This is a genomic window from Brevibacillus sp. AG (assembly GCF_028369215.1).
GTDB classification, from domain to species: Bacteria; Bacillota; Bacilli; order Brevibacillales; family Brevibacillaceae; genus Brevibacillus; species Brevibacillus porteri.
In genome coordinates this window covers 24,161-44,688 of the sequence record NZ_JAQMYO010000001.1, presented here as the reverse complement: position 1 = coordinate 44,688, position 20,528 = coordinate 24,161, and the positions used below count along the sequence as shown (strand labels likewise).

General features: G+C 46.9%; 23 protein-coding genes. 9 read left to right on the top strand and 14 right to left on the bottom strand.

Annotated elements, in window-relative coordinates:
• Position 1: 1 nt before the first annotated feature.
• Positions 2–1,972, bottom strand: coding sequence for a DNA gyrase/topoisomerase IV subunit B (locus POF51_RS00250; protein ID WP_026043128.1), 1,971 nt, complete (start codon positions 1,970–1,972; stop codon positions 2–4).
• A gap of 499 nt (positions 1,973–2,471) precedes the next feature.
• On the opposite strand from POF51_RS00250, the gene POF51_RS00245 reads away from it, so the two are divergent.
• Positions 2,472–2,849: a general stress protein gene (locus POF51_RS00245; protein ID WP_016743484.1), complete on the top strand. Its 378-nt coding sequence runs from the start codon at positions 2,472–2,474 to the stop codon at positions 2,847–2,849.
• Between the two features lie 68 nt (positions 2,850–2,917).
• Here the strand turns inward: POF51_RS00245 and POF51_RS00240 are convergent, their stop codons facing one another.
• The 8 genes from POF51_RS00240 to POF51_RS00205 all read right to left on the bottom strand — a co-directional run bounded on the left by POF51_RS00240 (position 2,918) and on the right by POF51_RS00205 (position 10,531).
• Positions 2,918–3,217, bottom strand: a complete 300-nt coding sequence (locus tag POF51_RS00240) for a DUF1292 domain-containing protein (protein ID WP_007718819.1) — start codon at positions 3,215–3,217, stop codon at positions 2,918–2,920.
• Between the two features lie 139 nt (positions 3,218–3,356).
• The gene (locus POF51_RS00235; protein ID WP_017249136.1) at positions 3,357–3,569 is read right to left on the bottom strand and encodes a hypothetical protein; all 213 of its coding nucleotides are present in this window, start codon (positions 3,567–3,569) and stop codon (positions 3,357–3,359) included.
• Positions 3,559–4,425, bottom strand: coding sequence for an ABC transporter permease (locus POF51_RS00230; protein WP_017249137.1), 867 nt, complete (start codon positions 4,423–4,425; stop codon positions 3,559–3,561). Before POF51_RS00230 ends, POF51_RS00235 begins: the two co-directional genes overlap by 11 nt.
• Positions 4,422–5,354 carry an ABC transporter ATP-binding protein gene (locus POF51_RS00225; RefSeq protein WP_069844752.1) on the bottom strand — a complete coding sequence of 311 codons (933 nt, stop codon included), beginning with the start codon at positions 5,352–5,354 and terminating at the stop codon, positions 4,422–4,424. The genes POF51_RS00230 and POF51_RS00225 overlap by 4 nt, the downstream gene beginning before the upstream one ends.
• A complete protein-coding gene (locus tag POF51_RS00220) occupies positions 5,348–7,576 on the bottom strand; it encodes a hypothetical protein (protein WP_271753114.1) in 2,229 nt (742 codons plus the stop codon). The genes POF51_RS00225 and POF51_RS00220 overlap by 7 nt, the downstream gene beginning before the upstream one ends.
• Before the next feature lie 14 nt (positions 7,577–7,590).
• The gene (locus tag POF51_RS00215; RefSeq protein ID WP_069844750.1) at positions 7,591–8,667 is read right to left on the bottom strand and encodes a TolB family protein; all 1,077 of its coding nucleotides are present in this window, start codon (positions 8,665–8,667) and stop codon (positions 7,591–7,593) included.
• The gene (locus POF51_RS00210) at positions 8,664–9,218 is read right to left on the bottom strand and encodes an RNA polymerase sigma factor (RefSeq protein WP_017249140.1); all 555 of its coding nucleotides are present in this window, start codon (positions 9,216–9,218) and stop codon (positions 8,664–8,666) included. The genes POF51_RS00215 and POF51_RS00210 overlap by 4 nt, the downstream gene beginning before the upstream one ends.
• Before the next feature lie 137 nt (positions 9,219–9,355).
• Positions 9,356–10,531, bottom strand: coding sequence for a trans-sulfuration enzyme family protein (locus tag POF51_RS00205; protein WP_069844749.1), 1,176 nt, complete (start codon positions 10,529–10,531; stop codon positions 9,356–9,358).
• A 109-nt stretch (positions 10,532–10,640) separates the two neighbouring features.
• Here POF51_RS00205 and POF51_RS00200 point away from each other — a divergent pair, with 109 nt between their 5' ends.
• Together POF51_RS00200 and POF51_RS00195 are read left to right on the top strand one after the other, a co-directional pair.
• On the top strand, positions 10,641–11,336 hold the full coding sequence (locus POF51_RS00200) for a peptidylprolyl isomerase (protein ID WP_069844748.1): 696 nt from the start codon (positions 10,641–10,643) through the stop codon (positions 11,334–11,336).
• Between the two features lie 227 nt (positions 11,337–11,563).
• Positions 11,564–12,187, top strand: a complete 624-nt coding sequence (locus POF51_RS00195; RefSeq protein ID WP_069844747.1) for a cell wall hydrolase — start codon at positions 11,564–11,566, stop codon at positions 12,185–12,187.
• Positions 12,188–12,497: 310 nt separating this feature from the next.
• Here the strand turns inward: POF51_RS00195 and POF51_RS00190 are convergent, their stop codons facing one another.
• Positions 12,498–13,262, bottom strand: coding sequence for an SDR family NAD(P)-dependent oxidoreductase (locus POF51_RS00190; RefSeq protein ID WP_069844746.1), 765 nt, complete (start codon positions 13,260–13,262; stop codon positions 12,498–12,500).
• 102 nt (positions 13,263–13,364) lie between these two features.
• Here POF51_RS00190 and POF51_RS00185 point away from each other — a divergent pair, with 102 nt between their 5' ends.
• Together POF51_RS00185 and POF51_RS00180 are read left to right on the top strand one after the other, a co-directional pair.
• Positions 13,365–13,676: a YfhH family protein gene (locus tag POF51_RS00185; RefSeq protein WP_017249145.1), complete on the top strand. Its 312-nt coding sequence runs from the start codon at positions 13,365–13,367 to the stop codon at positions 13,674–13,676.
• A gap of 114 nt (positions 13,677–13,790) precedes the next feature.
• On the top strand, positions 13,791–14,240 hold the full coding sequence (locus tag POF51_RS00180; protein ID WP_069844745.1) for a DUF441 domain-containing protein: 450 nt from the start codon (positions 13,791–13,793) through the stop codon (positions 14,238–14,240).
• Here POF51_RS00180 and POF51_RS00175 read toward each other — a convergent pair whose 3' ends face one another.
• Entirely contained in the window at positions 14,241–14,549 is a 309-nt protein-coding gene (locus POF51_RS00175) for an iron-sulfur cluster biosynthesis family protein (RefSeq protein ID WP_026043130.1), read from the bottom strand.
• Between the two features lie 103 nt (positions 14,550–14,652).
• On the opposite strand from POF51_RS00175, the gene POF51_RS00170 reads away from it, so the two are divergent.
• The 3 genes from POF51_RS00170 to POF51_RS00160 all read left to right on the top strand — a co-directional run bounded on the left by POF51_RS00170 (position 14,653) and on the right by POF51_RS00160 (position 16,875).
• A complete protein-coding gene (locus POF51_RS00170; RefSeq protein ID WP_007718846.1) occupies positions 14,653–14,793 on the top strand; it encodes a hypothetical protein in 141 nt (46 codons plus the stop codon).
• Between the two features lie 62 nt (positions 14,794–14,855).
• Positions 14,856–15,911, top strand: a complete 1,056-nt coding sequence (locus POF51_RS00165; protein WP_271753095.1) for a DUF2515 family protein — start codon at positions 14,856–14,858, stop codon at positions 15,909–15,911.
• 19 nt (positions 15,912–15,930) lie between these two features.
• Positions 15,931–16,875, top strand: a complete 945-nt coding sequence (locus POF51_RS00160; RefSeq protein WP_271753093.1) for a hypothetical protein — start codon at positions 15,931–15,933, stop codon at positions 16,873–16,875.
• Here the strand turns inward: POF51_RS00160 and POF51_RS00155 are convergent.
• The 3 genes from POF51_RS00155 to POF51_RS00145 form a co-directional block, all read right to left on the bottom strand.
• A complete protein-coding gene (locus POF51_RS00155) occupies positions 16,842–17,771 on the bottom strand; it encodes a sugar phosphate isomerase/epimerase (RefSeq protein WP_271753088.1) in 930 nt (309 codons plus the stop codon). The two genes, POF51_RS00160 and POF51_RS00155, sit on opposite strands and share 34 nt — an antisense overlap.
• 64 nt (positions 17,772–17,835) lie before the next feature.
• On the bottom strand, positions 17,836–18,429 hold the full coding sequence (locus tag POF51_RS00150; protein WP_271753086.1) for a DUF1444 family protein: 594 nt from the start codon (positions 18,427–18,429) through the stop codon (positions 17,836–17,838).
• 20 nt (positions 18,430–18,449) lie between these two features.
• Entirely contained in the window at positions 18,450–19,565 is a 1,116-nt protein-coding gene (locus tag POF51_RS00145) for a DUF3900 domain-containing protein (protein WP_069844740.1), read from the bottom strand.
• Positions 19,566–19,675: 110 nt separating this feature from the next.
• On the opposite strand from POF51_RS00145, the gene POF51_RS00140 reads away from it, so the two are divergent.
• Positions 19,676–20,518, top strand: a complete 843-nt coding sequence (locus POF51_RS00140) for a serine/threonine protein kinase (RefSeq protein WP_069844739.1) — start codon at positions 19,676–19,678, stop codon at positions 20,516–20,518.
• Positions 20,519–20,528: the final 10 nt, after the last annotated feature.

Here is a 20,528-nt window from a genome sequence, read left to right as displayed (position 1 = left end):
CTTATTCATCCTCCCCCACTTCAAAGGTGACGTGGTTCTCGATCCACTCACGCCGTGGTGGGACTTTGTCACCCATCAAAACGGTTACCAGCTTCTCACAGTGAGCGAGGTCTTCCAGTTCAACCTTGATGAGCTTGCGCGTCTCAGGGTCCATAGTTGTTTCCCAGAGCTGATCGGCGTTCATCTCACCCAAACCTTTGTAGCGCTGCACTTCAGCACCGCGTCCAGCCTTTTTCAATGCCTGTTCCAGCTCGTAATCGTTCCAACAGTAGATCCCCTCTGTCTGCTTACCCTTGCTCTGCTTTTTCACCTGATACAAAGGCGGTTGGGCAATATACAAGTGACCAGCTGCAATCATCGGGCGCATGTAGCGGAAGAAGAAGGTCAGCAGCAGCGTTTGAATGTGCGAGCCGTCCACGTCCGCGTCAGACATGATAATGACTTTGTCAAATGCACAGTTTTCGATGGAAAACTCTTCGCCAATATCCGTTTCAAGCACCTCTAGAATCGTGCGGAACTCTTCGTTCGCCAATACCTCGGAAAGCTTTGCTTTTTCCGTGTTCAACGGCTTCCCGCGCAGGCTGAACAAGGCTTGGAACTCTGAATTACGCGCCTGTTTTGCAGAGCCACCCGCGGAATCCCCCTCGACGAGGAAGAGCTCATTACGCTTGGAGTCTCTGTATTGTGGTGGAGTAAACTTTTCTGAAATCGATTTGCGCTTTTTCGCGGTTTTGCCTTTCTTGTCGCCGCGCAGTGCTTCACGTTGTTTGCGCAGCTCTTCGCGAATCTCAGCAGAACGCAATGCCTTGTCAATCAGCAGCTTGCCTATTTCCGGATTTTCCTCGAGGAAGAAGCCTAGCTTTTCGGAAACAATCTGTTCTACGATTGCCCGTGCTTCTTCGTTCCCCAGCTTGTCTTTTGTTTGGGACTCAAACTGGACGTCAGCCATTTGCAATGACAATACACCGAGGAAACCTTCCCGCAAATCGTTTCCAGTCAAGTTCGGGTCTTTATCTTTCAAGTACCCTTTTTTCCGGGCAAATTCGTTAAAGATCCGGGTCGTACCGTTGCGGAAGCCCGTGACATGAGTTCCGCCGTCCGTTGTTACAATCGAGTTGACATAGGACACCAGTGTCTCTGCATAGCCGTCATTGTACTGAAAAGCCAGCTCGACGTAGATATTGTCCTTTTCCCCTTCGAAGTAAACGATCGGATGGAGCGTATTTTTCCCCTCGTTCAAGTAAGAAACATAGGATTTCAAGCCATCTTCGAAGTAAAACTCTTCCCTTTTCTTTTCAGGCCCACGCTCGTCAATCAAAACCATGCGCAGCTTTTTCAGAAGGAATGCCGTCTCACGAAAACGATCACGAATCGTCTCATAATCAAAGCGAGCATTGCCAAACACCGCGTCATCCGGCAGAAAACGTACGGTTGTTCCTGTACGTTTGGTGTTCCCTGTGATATCAAGACCGGTAACCGGTTTACCGACATGCTCAATTCCATTTGCATCCAGCACATATTCAAAGCGTTGCTTATGAATTTTGCCTTCCCGGTGGATTTCGACCTCAAGCCATTTGGACAAGGCGACAACGACACTGGAACCTACCCCGTGCAAGCCACCACTTTTTTTATATCCGCCGCCGCCGAATTTACCACCAGCGTGGAGCGTCGTAAAAATAACTTCTGGTACAGGTCGGCCAGTCTTGTGCATACCCGTTGGAATTCCGCGTCCATGGTCTTCCACACTGACACTGCCATCCTTGTACAAAGTGACGATGATGCTATCGTTAACGCCGGCAAGCGCCTCGTCTTTGGCGTTATCTACAATTTCCCACAGCAGATGATGCAGGCCACGCGAGCCCGTGGAGCCTATGTACATTCCAGGCCGCTTTCGAACGGCAATCAAGCCTTCTAAGACCTGAATATCTTCTTCCGTATACGTTAGTGTTTGCTGTGTTTCTGTTTCCTTCAATCGCGCTCTCCCCTCTACTCTTCGGACACGTAGAAAAACGATCATGCCTTTTTTACTGATGGCTAGCGTCGTATTCACCTTTTTTGAAAAACGCCGAGATGATTCAATCCCCATGAGAGGAACGTTTTCCTAATAAAAGCGAACACTTAATCGCTATTGTACCGTATGGTTCCCATAGTATTCAACGCCAGTAGCAAAATGGGGCAAAAAAGCCACCTCGCCCCTAGCGAGATGGCCGATTCTTCTCAGTATTCCTCGTTTCTCATTTCGAACTGTACTTGATATGCATATTCCATTAATTAGTGTAGCACTAATGGTGAAGATTGGTCAAAACGAAAAACCAAAACATCTGTTTCCCTTTCTCTATTTCTTCCCACACAATCGTAAATCCTGCTACTAATAAGGAAAATATGCCTCAGGTATTTCCATTCATCCGCGCTTTGGCTTTGGGCATCCTAGTAAGGCATCGATTCCTGAGGCCAAAAAGGGGGGAATACTTTTGATCAGTGCTACCAAGCCGTTTGTCAAATTCCATAAGTATGATGCTGAGCTAGCTTCTGACGTTCATGCGTTAAATTCTGCTGGATACAACAGTGATGACATCTGGGTTTTGAAATGGAATCCTGATAAAAATCACTCAAATCAACGAAACAATTTTTATAAATACAGTACCCACTTTGAAAGTGCCGTCGGTCACATTGACAGCATGGCGCATTTCTTTGACAATGGCGGTAAAGAACTCCGTACTCGTCTCGAAAAGCTAGGTCTTACCAAAGATGAGTGCTCGGCATTGGTTCGGGAACTGCAAGATACGGACTATACATGCCTTCTCGTTGTACGAGACCTTAAGGATAACATTATTAAAATGAATGACTGATCGACAGCAAGAAAAAGCCACTGCTTGGGTTCTAACGCCAGCAGTGGCTTGTTTCATTCATCCGGGGATTACTTGTCTTCTTTAATGAGTTCGATGCCTTCCAGCACTTCGTTCAGCTTCGCGTAAACAGTGCTCTCCTCGTCCTCTTCCAATGGTACCATTTCGCCGCCGTCTACTTGGAATACGAAGATATCCACTTCTTCATCTTCTTCGCTTTCTTCATCTTCCACAGCTTCAGCCAAGGCAATATATTCTTTACCGTTCAGGTCGAACATAGCCAATACTTCGAAATCCCCCAACGGTTCACCATTTTCATCGTCCAATGTAATGATATCGCCCAATTCGAGGTCTTTGTTCTCTTCTGTCAATGTGTTCACGTCCTTATGCTGATATTCGTACTCTGTTCCATCATACCGTTTTTTTCCGGGAGAAGCAAACAGGCGAATGACTTTATGCCTTCCCTGTCCATAAAAAACAACCTACCACTTTAGGCAGGTTGTTAGCTGATTACTCACTATACTCTTGAAGAACACCTTTTTCAAGCAAAAATGCTTCTTCTGCCTGAAGAATAGTCACGATCGCTTCGCGTTTGACATACATCCCCGCAGATGCCAGACGGCTCTCAATCGCACGAAGCAGTTCTTCAAAATCAATGATCTGTACATCTTGATCACTCACAAAAAAACCTCCCTTTTCCCATGCACCTTTTTCATTGTACACGAACAGGTCGTTTCTTCCAACTCCACCATTTTCGGCGGATTGGTTTTAACAAATAAGCGCTCCAGATAACGAGCACAAAGGAAAGAACCACGTACACACATGAGAAAAACAGCCACGGTGCAAAAGTGATGTCATCCGATTGATCGAATGACTCGCCTAAAATATCGGACAAAACGATAATAGGGTTCGTCCCTGCAAGCATCTGTAGCTCATACATGCTCCAAACATTTGAATTGACGTATTGCTCTGGATACGTCTGTTGCAAAGACTCACCGATGAAAAAGAACAGCAATCCAGTACCTACCACAAAAAAGAAGGCAATGCCGTATGTGGTGACCGTCGAGATCGACGTTCGTTTAATCCAAGTGGAGCAAAACAACCCCAACGACCCAAGAAAAAACATATTCACCGCAAGAAAAAGGACGAGCTGGGCCATTTGTTCCGGGGAGACGCTTCCGTACAGCATTACGATACTGTACAAAGGCATCGAGGCAACCAAGAGCAGTGTGGAGAACGCCAAAGACGTAATCAGCTTGCTCAAAATAATCGTGCGCGTTGACAGCTGGGTCGTCAACAAAATATGCAAGGTCTGGCGTTCTCTCTCTCCACTAATCGCTCCAGCAGTCAGAGCAGGTGCCACAAAGCAAACCATCGCATAGTGTATCCCCGCGGATATCAGAAACAGATCCCGGTTATCCCCTAACGATTCGGCCTTTAAGGGGTCCATGAGCAAAAAGCCCATCGGTATTCCCCCCATGACAAACAAGTAAACCGCTAAAATGAGCATGGTCTTTCTCGAGCGGAATCTGTCCCGCATTTCTTTTACCAAAAGAGGATTGAACAAGAAGTCGCTCACTCCATACCGACTCCTTCCGTAATCGCTAAGAAGACGTCTTCTAAATCTTTCTTGGAATCGCCATAGTAGACGACTGCGACCTGCTCATCCAGCAGTTCTTGAAGCAATTCAGCTTTTTGTTGCTCCGTCCCTTGAAAGTAGAAGCGATAGCCTCCCATATACTCTGTCAATTGATGTACATACGGAGAGCTCGCTAACAGAAGTCCCGCTTTGTCCAAGTTCCGCAGGGCTCTTAGTTGCATCCGGCTCTGTCCTGTGTCTCGATTGCTGACCTCATGCACAGAACCATACGCAATTAATCTACCTTTTTCGATGACACCAATATCATCACACAGCTCGGCTAGCTCTGGCAAAACATGGGAGCTGATAATAATCGTCTTGCCCATTTCGCGTAGTTGCTTCATAATCTCGCGCAATTCGATACGGGCTCGCGGGTCCAGTCCTGACGCAGGTTCATCCAAAATCAGCACGGCCGGATCATGTACGAGACAACGTGCTAGCCCCAGGCGCTGTTGCATGCCTCGAGACAAAGAATCGACGAAAGCGTCTGCTTTGTGAGACAAATTCACCAGTTCTAAAAGATCACCAACGAGTGCCCGTCTTTTGGAGGCTGGAATTTTGTACGCTCCGGCATAAAACTCCAAATACTCCACGGCTGTCAAATTGTCATATACGCCAAAAAAATCGGGCATGTAGCCAACAGACTGGCGTACACTCGCAGGATCTTTTCGAACATTGTAGCCACATACAAATGCTTCCCCTTCACTCTGTTCCAGAAGGGTAGACAAGATAAGCATCGTGGTAGATTTTCCGGCACCATTTGGACCAATGAAACCGAACACCTTACCTGGCTCGATGGTAAGGTTCAAATCCGCCAACGCTTGTAGATTGCCGTATCTTTTTCCTAAATGAACGGTTTCGATTACCATTTCTGCACCCCCTCTACCTGGAAAATTGGCTCTGGTAGAGCTAATCGCGACGTTCCATTGTGGGAAAAGCGAAGCAATAATGTTTGATTTGGCGTCAATATTTGCTGGAGTTCCTTATCGAGGACAAGTCTCGTCCCGCGCTCAACAGATATCCACCTACCGCTCTTTTGGTGGAAGTATTCGATCCGGAAAGGTTTGAATGAGCTATGATTCAGCGGTACCGTTAATCGCTTCATATTGATCGCCGCTTTATCCGTACGCAATTCAAACGTAATGCTGCCCTTCCCAAGCTGCCAAATGTAACCTGTACTGTCGAAGTCTCCTGTCATTTCATACATCTCGGCATCAAGCAGACCATATGGAAAAGTCACCAGCCCTTGTTCATTCGGCTGGAATTGAATAGGCTGCTGGATGACATTCCAGTAATGCGCTTGGTGAGGCACCTGCATCGTCATCAGAGGAAGAGGCTCTGTCGTTGTACCGATGATACTTGCTTGATTCCCCTCTTCATATTCAACGACTCTTTCCTGCATTTCTTTGATTCGTTCTTCCATCGTTTGCAATTCGTTTGTTGTTTGTGGTTTTCTTGGCATAAACAAGGGCTCAAGCACACTGTCAATCTGCTTTTCTTCTCCCTTTTTCAATGGCCCAAGCGGAATTCGCTGAAAACCAATTTCAATATAGGTCTGATCGTAGGCAAACTCCGTATTATTTTTCACGTGCCCTTGCAGACGATTCTCATTAATTCGTAAGGAAGCATCAAAAGCCCCCATGTCGTGCTTTACCCCGATACCGATTGCCTGTTTTGGTGTCAAATAAGGGAGATTACGGAAAGACAGAACCTCATCGCCCTCCATGAGTCCCTCTGGTCGATAATCATTTCGCCCGACTGTCAAAGGCAAAGCAACGATCGAAGGTTCAAGTTGAACATCGTATTCGCTTTGATCCACCCCCAAAAACGTTGCGGCTGAGCGAACATGAGCCAGAGACTCATCTAATATGTCGATCTTGGTTACGGCGTAGCTGGTACTCGTTTTCACAACAGCAGGCTTTCCAACCGCGAATATAGCGACGGTCAAGAAAATTCCTCCAACTGGGATGACCCCCCACGCCCATTCAGGTTTTCTCAATCTTTTCAGAACGAAGTAAGTCAATGGTGCGAGTACAATTACATATCCGCCCCACAACGCCACCATCCAGATCGGTGGAGGAGTCTGTACTTCAGGAATCTTCTTGCTCAAGTCAAGAAAAGGCCGTGTCATTTGATCCATATAAAGCTTCTCTTCAAAAATCTTCTTGGCACCATGCTGGATCATTGCATTCTGCCACAGTTGGGCATTAAACTGCCACGATGCCAACGGCTCTGCTGTCACATCATAGTTGACAAATAGAAGTAGCCCTCTACCGTACGATTTTGACACAAACAAGGGCAAATCTCGGTTGTATACACCGATACTGCCATTCGGTGCGACTTTCGCAATGTCATACTCACTTAATGCTTGCTGTAGCTCTCTATTACCAGCTTTTCCGGCTTCTACAGGGAGTATATCAGCGAACCGCTGGATCATCCCATCTTGATTGGGACCTGCGGAAACAACCACGATCCCCCCTAACTGGATCCACTCCTTGATCGCTGCCATCTGTTGATCATTAATCGTGGAACCACTATTGCCTGCCAGTGCTAACATGTCTATGTTTTCGTAAATCCACGATTGGTCAGGCAGCATTTGTTCCGTGAGATTTTGAACAGACAAGGGTCGATTCATTTTGGATTGTGATTGATTGATGGCAAGGAAATGAAACGCATTGCCCTCTTCGCTGATCACCCCAATGGTGCGCCCGTCTGTTGGATAAGGGATACGCAGCTTTTCGCTTTTGATAACTTGACCGTTTTGCGTCACCTGGACGTACCAATCATCGAGCAATATTTGGGAAGGCATATCAAAGTACATGGTTGTACTCTTTCCTTGCTCGAGCTTTATAGGACGCCGAAGCTTAAATTCATTATTTTTTTTGACTTGTCGCTGCGACAACTCTACAGCCCCTGTGAAATCCTGTTCTTGGCTGGTTACCTTTACGTTTAGTCTCATCCATGATTCATATTTGACGATACCACTTAAAGGTATCTCGAATTGTATGTCGACGTTGCTCTCTGCCATAGCTGGGCGTATCGAAAAGCTAAGCCATGTGATGACAAAGATTAACACCCATTTCCATCTCATGCTTGTTCCTCCGCTCATTTTCGTGACGCCAAAGAGATAACCAGTTGTTGCAACTGATCATGGCGGGAGATAAGCAGTAAGTGCTTACCTTTGTTTGCCCAGGTGCCTTTGATCAACTCTTCAGATGACTGGTTTCGCAATGGTAGCTCGCGTGTCACAAAAGGCTCTTCACTCACGTTTACTTCCATCAGCATTCCATTTGGGTGTGTATAGGTTAATCTCGTATCGGAGCTCCACGATGCCCATTGTCCCACTGCAAGCGAGGTGACTTTCCCCGTCCGCATTTCCATCAGCTGTACTTCACCGGCTTTATTGAAAGCAAGCAAGCTACCATCTGGTGACCATTCAGGCTGAGAGCCTTCTACAAGCTTCCATTCTTGGAACGATACTGTGCTGCTCACCCAAATTTCTTCGACGCCATTTTTAGAGCGGGTAAAGGCAAGCGAATCATCATGTTCAGACCAGCTTGGTGAAGAGTATAATACCCCTTCTTCTTCCTTCAGCAATCGGCTGCTTCCCATGCTGTAAGCCGTTGGCATCTCCACAATCCATATCCGTGATAATTTTTTACCTTGCTCGACGACTGCAATTTGCTTCCCAGAATTAGACCACGCTACCCCGGTGTATTTTCCTTCGGTTTGTGGCAGCTTGATCGTGACTGGCTTTAATTCCTCATCAATGGGAACGGTTTTCAGCTCTGCATTGTTATTGATGTATGCTAGCTGAGCGGCTTTCCGATCAATATCAACAAGCTCCACAGTTGCTTGTGCTGGCAACTTAAATATTTCATTCTCTCGAACAGCAAGAGAGGAATTGTTCCACCACACAAATCCGCCTATGGCAAGGGTGAGAGCAGCAGCAGCGATTCCACTCCAAACCAACCTCCCCCATTTTTTGGGTGCGGCACTTGGAACTTTTGCCTGTTTGGCTTCGTGTTCTCTCATTTTCTGAAGCAATTGTTTTTTGAGGTCTGTTTTTAACTGATAGTTGACAGGAACCGATCCGCGCATCTGCTTCAAATGGGCTAGGAGTTGGGTTACGGTCTGATCATCCGATTGATGATCATGGGGGTGCTTCTCCTCTTCTCTCATTCGGAGTCCCCCCTCTCATACATCTTCTGAAGTTTTTGTAATCCGCGATAAGAAATCATCTTGATACTCGATTCTGTTTTGCCGAGCACCTCAGCTACTTGACTAATTTTGAGGTCAGCAAAGTACCGGAGCATCAACACGTCTCTTTGATCCTGCGACAACAAGTCCAGACGATCACGAAGCAGACGAACCTCTTCATTCGTCAGCGCCTGCCGTTCCGGCTGCCATGTGTCGTCCGGTTCTGCTCCTAAAAAATCTTCCTGGTCGACCGGTAACTCCCTGTTTTTCCGCATAAAATCCACATATGTATTGTGAGCAATACGAAAAATCCATGATGCGAAAGGACTTGTTCTGCTATATTGCTCGAATTTTTCTAGCGCTTTTAAAAAGACCACGGTGGTCAAATCATCGGCATCCCACGTACTTTGAACCCGGCATCGTAAATACCGGTTGACGCGATCAAAATATTCGTCATACAGTTCCGTAAATGGACGAGATTCATAATAATCTCCGGATGATGGCCCCGACGGTTGCTTCATAGCCATTCCCATTTGCGTTTTCCTCGGTTTCTTCCAGACTGAAGCATGCTCTCAGAATGGACTTTCTCCACTACATCCTGAGACTACTCTAACTAAGTATTACGTATTTCTTAGGTAGAAAGTTTCATAATGTGGCAAAGTTTTTTGAATTATTTCCCTAATGCGGCATCTAATGCTGACTGAATGTCTTGAACAGCCTCGATTCCTACCGATAAACGTACCAATCCCATCGTGATTCCCGTTTCCTTGCGCTGCTCTTCAGAAAAAGCACGGTGAGACGTCGTAACAGGATGAGATACACTCGTCTCCACACCTGCAAGGGACGGAGCCAACTTGATCCAGTCAAGTGCCCGGTAAAAGTCGTAGATCTTCGTCTCGTCTGCCAGAACAAAGGATACCATTGCCCCCTGTTTTTGCCGTGAAAAAAAGAAGGTATCCGTAGGACTTGGGTAATACACTTGTCCAACTGCGGTATGCTCACGAAGAAACGCAGCGATCTGGCTGGCATTATCGCATTGACGCTCCATTCTCACTGCCAACGTTTTCAAACCACGTGATGTCAACCAGGCCTCAAAAGGACTGAGCGATGCACCATAGTTGGCTACGACCTCTGTGGCACGCTTGATTGTCGCCTGTGATCCAACCAGAACACCTGACGTCACATCGCTATGTCCACCTATGTATTTGGTTCCACTATGTACCACGAGATCTGCTCCGAATGAAATGGGTTGTACCAAATACGGGGTCGCAAACGTATTATCCACCATGACGGTTAAGCCAAGACTTTTTGCTTTCTTGATCCAGTAAGGCAAATCCGCAACTGTCAATAACGGATTGGTGATGGTCTCCAAGAAAAATAGCCGCGTAGTTGGGCGAACATGATCAGCAAGCTTTGTCATTTGACCAAGCTGGATGCACTCGAGCTCGATTCCAAATCGCGACAGTTCCTTGTGCAGTAGAGCATAGGTACCACCATAAATTTCATGGGAAGCCAGCACGTGATCTCCAGGAGAAAGAACGGCAAGTAAACCCGCCATGATTGCTCCCATACCGGAGGCAGCACTGACACCTGCTTCTGCGCCTTCTAAAACAGCGATTGCACGAGCCAGCTCCGCTTGGTTGGGATTGCCATTTCGGGTGTACAAGTATTCTCCCTCGCCGACGTAGTACTGTTCTACTTCTTCCAAACCATCGAAAGCAAAAACGGAGGTTTGATAAATCGGTGTAGATTTGCTCTTTACTCCCCGCAAAGGGTCATGTCCAATATGTACCGTTTTGGTCTCAAATCGCTCTGCCACATTGATCCACCCTTTTCTCCCAATCATACCACGCGAGATTGGAAAGGAAACTAGCGGATTGGCAAAAGCTCGACGATTTGTGTTATAATTCGAAACCGAACCACCCAACAGTATGAAACAAAGGAAGGTGCATAAGATGAGAAAGTTGATCACTACTCTGTTTACATGTCTGACGGCAATCGCCTTGGTTACGGGTTGTTCTACAGGAAGCAATGAAGCTGCTCCTAATCAGCCGACTACGCCAGCAGAGAAACCAGCATCCAAAGAGCCAGCTAACCCACCGGGTCCAACGGGAGAGAAGAAATACGAGAAGGCTCCGGCTATGCAGCTTGACAAAACAAAGGATTATCAAGCAAAAATCTCTACTTCTATGGGAGACATTACGATCGATCTGTTTGAAAAAGATGCCCCAATTGCTGTCAATAACTTTGTTTTCCTCGCAAAGGACAAGTTCTATGACGGCATCACGTTCCACCGCGTCATCAAAGACTTCATGATTCAAACAGGCGATCCATTGGGATCTGGCATGGGTGGCCCTGGTTACACGTTTGAAGACGAATTGAAAAATGGTCATAAATATGAAGCAGGCGTAGTTGCCATGGCGAATTCCGGTAAAAACACGAATGGTAGCCAATTCTTCATTGGTTCTGGCCCTGACGTGACAGGATTGGACAACTCTCCGAATTACACGATTTTCGGAAAAGTTACGGGTGGCATGGATGTCGTTCAAAAAATTGCAGGAACGAAAGTAAAGAAAAACCCACAAACGGGTGAACCAAGTGTTCCTGAGCAAACGATTACCATTAAATCCATTACGATTACGGAAAAATAAGAGCAGCCTCAAACTGCACACGAAAGCCACTTTCTCAACGGGAAAGTGGCTTTTTTTATTTAGAAACATCCGTTCATGAAAACACTTTCATAAATTGCGTGATATTGTAAATAGTTCTATGGAACCAATTCCCTCTTGAACCATTCCGATAAGACCGATAGACTTGCAAAAGACCTGATTCGCTTCCGCAATCAAAACGCAAAAAGCGAAAAGGAGTGGTTCACACCATGTTGACACGAGAAGCGCCAACGCGCTTTTTCTTCTTTTTGAACAGTTTTGGCTTGATGTTGTTATGCTTATTTGTCACACCGACAAGTGCAATGGCACCACAACCAGTACAATTCCTCCCTGTTCTCGGTAGTGCACAGGCGCCATCGGAACAAGTTTCAAAGAAGGAAAAGAAATCAACCCTATCTGCTACAGCAGTAAAACGCGAGTCTGTGCAGGTTAGTCGTGATAGTCGCCCAAAAGTGGTTCGCAATGGAAAAGTGAAGGTTTCACAGAGGGATATGGAACTGCTCGCCCGGTTAGTGTATGCGGAAGGCCGGGGAGAACCGTATGAAGGACAGGTAGCGATTGCTGCCGTTGTATTGAATCGGGTTGCTTCAGATGAATTTCCAAATACGGTACGGGAGGTTATTTATGCTCCCAATGCGTTTTCGCCTGTCCATGACGGCAATTTGACACATAAATCAAATGAAAGTACGAGAAAAGCGGTCCAGGACGCGGTGAATGGAAAGGACCCGAGCAATGGTTCCCTGTACTTCTTCAATCCGGATACGGCTACATCCAAGTGGATTTGGTCACGTCCTGTAACGGTTGAGATCGGTAACCATCGTTTTGCTCGTTAACGCGATACTTACAGAAAAAGATTTAATAATACTTTATTTTTATTTTATTGATGTTTTACTTTTGCTTGCTATGTTGTAGGTGTAAGCACTTTTTCAACGCATTGAGAAAAAGTTCGATTATCTTCTTTGGATGACTTTTTAACGTAAGCATGTTTAGATCGATCATTCAATCTGAGTATGCCTACGCTAATAGCTTTGATTGATTGACTGTTTTGGGTGAGAGCAAACCAGTCATAGAACAATCAGTCGTTCTTTTTCTCAATCGCCCCCAATAATTAGGCATTCCCAACTGGGAATGCCCCTTTTTTTATTAGAACCCGTATATAGACATACCGCCATCAACCGAAATCGTTTGCCCCGATATGTATGAAGCTGCATCAGAGGACAAGAAAATCGCTGGTCCTACCAAGTCCTCCACATCCCCGATTCGTCCACTCGGCGTTCGCTGCAACACCTCTTGGACGAACGCTTCGTCGCTAAGCAAGCTCTCCGTTAGTGGTGTACGGAAATACCACGGCGCGATCGCATTTACGTTGACACCAAACTTGCTCCATTCTAATGCCAGCACTCGCGTCATCTGGATGAGTCCAGCTTTGCTGGCACCATACGCGACACCCGTACGAAGTGCTACTACACCTGCGACCGAAGCAATATTGACGATTCTGCCATAGCGCTGCTCGCACATGATTTTGCCAGCAGCTTGACTCATGAAAAATGCTGCTTTCAAATTCAAATCCACTACTCTGTCCCACTCTTCTTCCGTTACTTCATGTGCTTTTTTGCGGATATTCATTCCTGCATTGTTGATCAGGATATGAACACCCCCTAGCTCTTCGACTGCTTGCTTCACAACACGGTCCGCTGCATCAGACACAGTCAGGTCAGCCTCGACTGGAAAAGCCACTCCACCTTTTGCTTCAATCTCCGATACCACTTCTTGCAAATCGGAAGCTGTTCGCGAGACTACCGCAACTTCCGCACCCGCTTCTGCGATTCCCAATGCTAGTGCCTTCCCAATTCCTCTTCCAGCACCTGTTATGATTGCTTTCTTTCCATGCAAATCAAAACGTGTCATTTTCGAACCGACTCCCCTTTCGTTTCTTTAGAGGATTCTGCATCCATCGCCTTTTCCCTTGTCTTTTGCTACAATATACCTGTATGGAAAGGGGGCAGTCCGTTGCGTTTGTACAGTCAAATGACACTCGCCGAGCTGCAGGAGGAAATGGAGCGCCTGCACGTCGAAGCGAAAGAGAAAAAGAAGCTTGGTGATCACTCACAGCTTGCGATCATTACACAAAAGTACTTTATGGCGAAATCGTACTATTTAGGAACGGATGAGTTCCGAATCGGCAGCAAATACAGCGTGCCTGATTACGATCAGCCGTTTACAATTGATTATTTCAACGGCGTATTTGCTTGGGGACGTTTCCCTGATTCGGACGAGCAGACAGGTTTTCCAGTCGGAATGCTGGAACTGTGGTTCGACTAGAAAAAAGAGATCGGCACTCGCACTCTTGTGCATGCCGATCTCTTTTTTCTTGCCCGTACACATGCCGCAGCAGCATGGATATACTAAGAAAAACGAAAGTGAGCCACCCCGCATATGGACTGGATTTCTATCATCCTTTTGGTACTATTGGCGCTCGGTGTCATTGGCAACAACGCCACCGTCTCCATTGCAGTTGCGATCCTTCTGTTAATGAGGCTCCTGTCGTTGGACCGATATTTCCCACTGCTCGAGCAGCATGGCCTACAGCTTGGGATCATAATACTGACGATTGGAATCATGACTCCGCTTGCTAGCGGCAAAATCGATCCGTCCTCTATCCTTGAAATTTTTACGAATTGGCGTTCGATACTCGCGGTTGCTGTCGGTATGTTTGTCGCTTATCTGGCTGGAAAAGGAACGGTTTTAATGTCGCAAAACCCTTTGATCGTTACAGGCTTGCTGCTAGGTACGATCGCTGGTGTCACTTTTTTCCGCGGTGTTGCAGTCGGTCCATTAATTGCAGCAGGAATTCTCGCCTTTATTTTGCAATTTCTCCCGAAGTGATTAGCTCCAGCGCTCTTTCAACTGAAGGCCATAAGCCAAAATTTGCTGTGGCGTAACCATACGAAAGCCTTGCTGCGCACGATAATCAATCGTAAGCAATTCAGACCCGATATAGGCAATGGTTTCGCGATCTATCACAAATGTCAAAGAATCGACCTGGTAGACTTCATCCTCTGGACCTTGGGTATCCCACCACAACGCATACTCTACATTCATCCCGCAGCCACCGACTAGCTCACCGTTGATCCGAATAGGCTTGTCTGTACTGGCCATGCGTTCTGCTGCCTCTTTTGTTACTTTCACGATCATGTTCTTGGTGCCACCTTTCTCATGATTTTCCAATATGCTGAATGCATCATCTCTTCCATGATAGCATACAATGCTTGAAAGGCAGCAGAAAGGACGATCATCTATGAACATCTACGAACAAGATGGGATTTTTGTCGCTGAAACGGAGTTCCAATCGGAGCACGTTGTCATTTTTGCGAATACATGGGAGGAAGCCAAAGAAAAACTACTCGTTCGGCTTCTGGTACTAGAAATGATTGGTTGAATGAAAAGCGGGTCGCCAACTGGACCTGCTTTTTTCAATCCCGAAACCACAAGGAGCTATCCATGGCATACAAAACAACTACGACAATCGACGAGCAGCACCTAGTTGCTCAAATCAGACAAGCAACAACCAAAGCCAATCGCAACAATGTCACCCGCACACAAGCATACCTCGCCTTTTTTCTCGAACACCAAGAGGTTCACTGGGCGTTATTGGCCCATCTGGTCTCACGAAATGGCGGGTGGAACATGACGGATTTAAAAGGAGAGTGGCTACCGCTTATCATGGATGCACAAGCAATCGAGCCCTTTTTTTGGTTTTTGGAAAGATGTAACTGGCTGATTTTTCACGATGCCTATCCGCAATTACTACTGTATGCGGAGATGAAACGAACGGGGACAGATTTAACAAAGCTTTTGGCGCCACTTGGTGTTTCAGTCTTTATGCAATCGTATTGGCAAGAGTTCCTCGCATCTAAAGACAGTGCGCGCATTACACATGCACTCATCGTCAATGAACAGCAGTATATCGAACAACGCGTCGTACAGAAGCCATTTACACTGAATCGTATATTCGCTTCGTTTGCCTTCGTCGCCCAATCAGCTCTCTCGATGAATCAAGTGCTCATTCCTTATAAAGCGCATCTTACTGACCGTCGACTTAGCTTGATCGGATTGAATGTCCATCATTTTCCCGATGTCCTGTACCGCATTCAAGTCGGAAAGACTTTGTATCAGCTAATGTTTGGGGATCGTTTTCGTTTTGAGAAAATGCTCTCCTATTGTTCTCGCATCCCTCATACAGGTTCACGAGCGGATTATTGGCCGCATTTGTTCACACCTCATCATACTCCGCTCACCGCAGAAGTTGAGTATCAGCTGCGATTGGATGGACATGAGTTGCTAGAAGGAAGTCCGAAGATATATAGCCCACGTCTTCAAGATGCATGGGCTGATTATGGACACGATCCGGCAGATGGGGTAGATTGGTTTCGAGACGAAAAATGGCACAAGGTCGTGAAAGAACCAGCTTCACTGCCTTCCATCGATAGTGATTCTTATGTGCGTTCCTTGCAATGGATCGAATACGGTGTCAAACTCGTTTCAGCAATTACGTAGCTTGGAAGGAGGCAGCCCCATGGAAAAATGGATGCAAGAAATGGCGTTGAATCAAACAAGTTTTTTGCTATCCTGCCAATTGCCGAGCGGTACCTTTCGCCTTAGTCCCAAACGTGATCAAATCAATCCGTACTTCACCAACCTCGGAGTTAATTCCCTCATCCGCATGAAGGAGGTAGAGGCTGTTCGCGGTTATCTCGATTGGTATTTGCGGAACCTGAATGCGGACGGCTATATCAATGATTTTCGACTTGAACAAGGCAGAGAAATCGATACCGGCACAAATGATAGCGAAGATAGCTACCACACCACCTATTTCAGCCTGCTTGCGGAATGGATACGAGCAACGGGGCGTATGGACTGGTTACATGCCAACCACGCGAAGCTCTTATCCCTTCTCCAAGCAGTTGCCCGCCTTCAACAAAAGGACGGCCTGACCTGGGCGAAGCATTCGTATCGAGTCAAATATTTGATGGACAATTGCGAGGTGGCCAAGGGGCTGGCAGATGCTTCGTATTTATTTTCGTTGATCGGAAATGTGGAGGCTGCCGAGGAAGCAGCTGCACGCGCCAAATCCTGCGAGCTCGGCATCAGTGGCATGTACAGTCGGATTCGCAAGTCGTATGCAATGTATGATCGTACGTACCCCGGCTGGCGAAAATGGTACCCGGACGTCACCTCGCAGGCTTTTCCCATTGTCTACAGCTTGACAGATGCCAACACCGCCTCGCTGCTCTACCAGAGGATCACAGCCGCTTTCCCGCAATTTGATACGTTTCAGACTGGTGATTTATATCCATGGATGACGATGGGGGTATGCGCGCAGTTGATGGGTGATAAGACACGAGTGAAGACAATGCTCGTGACCGCAACAGACTTGTACATACACGGTCCTAGGTACCCGTACTGGCTGATTCAAGATGCCGGGCGCTATATTGAGTTATTATTGGAAAGGCAATCGTGAGGTTTTTCTAGGAGTTGCTTTACCCAACGATAGCAACTCTCCAGTTGTTCGTCCGTTACTTGTTCGGAGCGATGCTCGAACATGATCTTAACATGAGGGTTTTCCTGGCGGATAATCGTCAGGTAGTCCTCGATCGGAGCCCAGCCTTCATCCGGTTTGCATTCGGGAAGAACCGGATAGTGAACGAATTCGACCGTATCAGCAGCCACCTTCATACTCTTCAAATGAATGCTCCACGCATATTTCGTATACTTTTGGATGACTTGACGGGCATTGAAAAACGGGTCGATTTTTTCTTGTAGGAATAATCGGCCGGTATCGAGACAGAGCTTGATCGTTGGATATTTCTGTAGCAAGTGCTCTAAAAATTCTGTCTCATACACATATCGGTTGAGTGCATCGAATTCAAGGACAGGTGTGAAGCGAAAATCCTTGCCTTTCTCAGCCAACCACGCAAACAGCTGCTCACTACGATATTGAAACTCTGCTTCCGTGTAGGCATGCTCCCATACATAGTCTCGTGAATCATGAAAGCGCCATACACTCCAGTCGATGCGATCGTCCAAGATGACTGGCTTCGGATAATGGAATAAGACATAGGTTGGCTGTAGTGACGCCATATACGCCAATTCCCTGTCAATCCATTCAAAAGCCTCTGCTCTCGTCTGATCATTCGCATCCATAAAGAGGGCATCCCGCAGTTCGGATTGACCTGCACGGAGCGAAAAATGAACACCAATCGCAAATCCTTTTGCTTGAGATTCACGCTGTAGGAATTGGATATCCTCCTCCGATTCAAACAAACATGCCTCTATTCCGTAAAAGCCCTCTTTAAAATCTCGTGCGTATTTTGCCTGATCAAAACCTCCATATTGACCAATCATGAAATTTTTCATTCGAGGGTTTCCTCCTCTTTACCGGCGGTATAGAAAACGCGGGAAGACTATCCCCGCGCTTGCTCTACTTTCTTTCAATTTTCGTACCCGAGTCGTGCGTCACCACGAGAAATGGGGTCAATTCCCCTTCCTCCCAATAAAAAGGCAAGACAGAAATCGGCACTTGCCCTTTCGATGCAAAATCATAGGTGAGACGCGCTAACAGGTGTGCCCCGGCTTCTCCTGTCATATCCGCCACGATCAGCACATCCTGATGCGGAATCGCGACACCGAGCGAGTCTCCTTGCTTCTTCTGATCCATCTCCGCCAGAAATGAATCAAGCAAAATTCGGCTGGCCGCGTATCCATCTGTCGGACTGATAAAATGGATGCGCTGACCCCCTACCTCTTGTGACTTCACTGAAAAGGGGAGCTTTCGCAAGTTTTCCATCGCGTATGAATGAAGCTGCTCGCTCGTCCAGCCTACTTCCTGTAGCATCCGCTTCTCAATCAATGCGTAGCCTTCTCCTTGATCTAGGGCGTACAGCACGTGCGTATCAGCTGTATGCTCCTTCACCACCCACCGCTCCGGGTACTTGTTGATCATAGAGGCATGACGCAAAACCGGATAGATGTTATGCTCTTGGCCGCTTACTCTTAGTTGTCGATCCAACTCCATCACTCCCTTCCCTTCGTTTATTACCAAGGTGGATTATCATCGTCCTCTGTAGGCGTGCTCACCGGGGTATAGGCAACGTTCTGGCTTCTCTCTTCGATTTCTTTCACGATGTCCGTCAATGCCTTTGGCTTTAAAAACTCAACAGGGGACATGCCACGCTCGAACTGTAGCTGCTCGCCTTCTAATAGCACCAAATAACGCCCATTCACTTTGGCAATATGCAGGCTCGTGCCGTAATCGGCCAATAACGTGCGGATCTGCATATGATCCAGCTTGAACTTCAGCTCGACCTCTGGTTGGCGATCTGTAATGATTTGCATCGCTTCCATCACGGTCTCATGCTCCCATTTTTCTGCGAGCTCCCGCTTAGGACTTGCGGCAATGAGTTCGATTGCTTCCTCTTCCCGTATCCGCTCTTCGGACTCTTCGGGATAGGTATATTCGATGTGCTGTCTCGCCAATGAAATGACTTCTTCAGAGACGATCTGTGTCATCGTCTGTGGATACTCGATAAAACGCAAAAATTCCTCGAAATACCGCGCGTGGGAGAACTGATGAATTTTCACGTGATACGGGTCATTCATCCCCGATTCGATCATGTACGGATACATGAGCGATTTCATGTTTTTGGCATTAATCGCCATGCGTACATTCGATATGAGGCTCTTCTCATCTGTGATGACCGCTGTTTTTTGTTCGAAATCGCATTTTAAAATAAAGACGTAGCGCTCGTCAATCAGCTCTAACCTCGTCCGGACCACAATCATGACCCCGCCTCTCACCTGAGAGGTTCGCAAGTACGACTGAATCAGCTCCTGACAGGGCTCTTTGCTCTCCCCTGACGTTTCCGCTGCCAACAATCGATTCAAGAGGGCATAGTTGGGGTTCGAGTCCAATGGATGTCCAGGCTCCAACACAAATTGACCCAGTTTTGTCGGCGTGCCTTCTGTCTTCGGATTCATCTCGACTTTTCTTTTCGCAATCCGGGCGAATTCCCCATCGAGAAAATCTTTCAGCTCGCTTCTCTGATATTCATCATGGCTCAAATAGCGCGTCATCCGCACTTGTTTAATGCCATCCTCTTCTTCAGGCTGTTCCATTAGATAAAAGGATAACCAGTCAATTGTAAAATTCATACCCTTCGCTCCTGTCTGCATGTAACGAACTGATTATAGCAAACCTATTGAAAAAAAGGTCAGCTTTTTCAAATCATGATAAGATGAAGGGAGGAGGGGAAAATCACACAATGTGGATTCGTATGAAGTCATGGTGGAACGAAACGATACGCGATAAACCGTATCAGCCCGGCCACCTAGCAGGTCAGTATGAAATAACAAAAGTGTTAGGGATGGGAAGCTACGGGATCGCTTATCTCGCCACGCACACCCCTACAGGTAATCAGGTTGTGCTGAAACAAGTGAAACCAAGCCTGCGGCACACTCCAAAAGGAGAAGCCTTGCAAGAATATGAAAAAAAGGTGCTGATGTCCCTCTCGCATCCGCAAATCCCTCGCTGTCTGGATTCCTTCACGTATCGGCAAGACTCGTTTATGGTTATGACTTATATTGCGGGCCCGACACTCGAAGACATGTTGTTTGATCAAAACATCGTGGCTGATGAGCAAAAATGCGCCGAATGGATCCGCCAAATCGGGGAACTCGTTGCTAACCTCCATGAGCAAAATGTGATTCACCGCGACGTACGCATCCCCAACGTCATCTGGAAAGAGGACAAGCCGTACCTGATTGATTTTGGCCTCGCACGGTTTGTTGGTGATCGCCCGACTTACACAGCTGATACCCTTTCCGCCTATCCGTCTGAAAAACAATTGAAGCGAGAAGTTGCTCCTTCCAGTGATTTGTATGCATTAGGGCATTTCTTTTTATTCTTGCTCTATTCCGGGTATGAATCGGAACCGGACGCACCTGAAAAAAGCTGGGAAGAGGAGCTCTCGATATCCCCTTCCATTCGCATGATGATACGGCGTTTGTTACAAATGGACGCCCCTTATGAAAGCGTACATGATTGGCTAACAGACCTGGACCTCTATTTGATCCACTACCAAGAAAAAAGAGCAGGGCATCCGTAGACTTCACGGA

What these genes read in the sequence shown, in the direction of transcription:
- POF51_RS00225 (WP_069844752.1), bottom strand. Translation starts at nt 5,354, where the DNA reads ATGGTAATCGAAACCGTTCATTTAGGAAAAAGATACGGCAATCTACAA.
- POF51_RS00220 (WP_271753114.1), bottom strand. Translation starts at nt 7,576, where the DNA reads ATGAGATGGAAATGGGTGTTAATCTTTGTCATCACATGGCTTAGCTTT.
- POF51_RS00215 (WP_069844750.1), bottom strand. Translation starts at nt 8,667, where the DNA reads ATGAGAGAAGAGGAGAAGCACCCCCATGATCATCAATCGGATGATCAG.
- POF51_RS00210 (WP_017249140.1), bottom strand. Translation starts at nt 9,218, where the DNA reads ATGGGAATGGCTATGAAGCAACCGTCGGGGCCATCATCCGGAGATTAT.
- POF51_RS00205 (WP_069844749.1), bottom strand. Translation starts at nt 10,531, where the DNA reads ATGATTGGGAGAAAAGGGTGGATCAATGTGGCAGAGCGATTTGAGACC.
- POF51_RS00200 (WP_069844748.1), top strand. Translation starts at nt 10,641, where the DNA reads ATGAGAAAGTTGATCACTACTCTGTTTACATGTCTGACGGCAATCGCC.
- POF51_RS00195 (WP_069844747.1), top strand. Translation starts at nt 11,564, where the DNA reads ATGTTGACACGAGAAGCGCCAACGCGCTTTTTCTTCTTTTTGAACAGT.
- POF51_RS00190 (WP_069844746.1), bottom strand. Translation starts at nt 13,262, where the DNA reads ATGACACGTTTTGATTTGCATGGAAAGAAAGCAATCATAACAGGTGCT.
- POF51_RS00180 (WP_069844745.1), top strand. Translation starts at nt 13,791, where the DNA reads ATGGACTGGATTTCTATCATCCTTTTGGTACTATTGGCGCTCGGTGTC.
- POF51_RS00175 (WP_026043130.1), bottom strand. Translation starts at nt 14,549, where the DNA reads ATGATCGTGAAAGTAACAAAAGAGGCAGCAGAACGCATGGCCAGTACA.
- POF51_RS00170 (WP_007718846.1), top strand. Translation starts at nt 14,653, where the DNA reads ATGAACATCTACGAACAAGATGGGATTTTTGTCGCTGAAACGGAGTTC.
- POF51_RS00165 (WP_271753095.1), top strand. Translation starts at nt 14,856, where the DNA reads ATGGCATACAAAACAACTACGACAATCGACGAGCAGCACCTAGTTGCT.
- POF51_RS00160 (WP_271753093.1), top strand. Translation starts at nt 15,931, where the DNA reads ATGGAAAAATGGATGCAAGAAATGGCGTTGAATCAAACAAGTTTTTTG.
- POF51_RS00155 (WP_271753088.1), bottom strand. Translation starts at nt 17,771, where the DNA reads ATGAAAAATTTCATGATTGGTCAATATGGAGGTTTTGATCAGGCAAAA.
- POF51_RS00150 (WP_271753086.1), bottom strand. Translation starts at nt 18,429, where the DNA reads ATGGAGTTGGATCGACAACTAAGAGTAAGCGGCCAAGAGCATAACATC.
- POF51_RS00145 (WP_069844740.1), bottom strand. Translation starts at nt 19,565, where the DNA reads ATGAATTTTACAATTGACTGGTTATCCTTTTATCTAATGGAACAGCCT.
- POF51_RS00140 (WP_069844739.1), top strand. Translation starts at nt 19,676, where the DNA reads ATGTGGATTCGTATGAAGTCATGGTGGAACGAAACGATACGCGATAAA.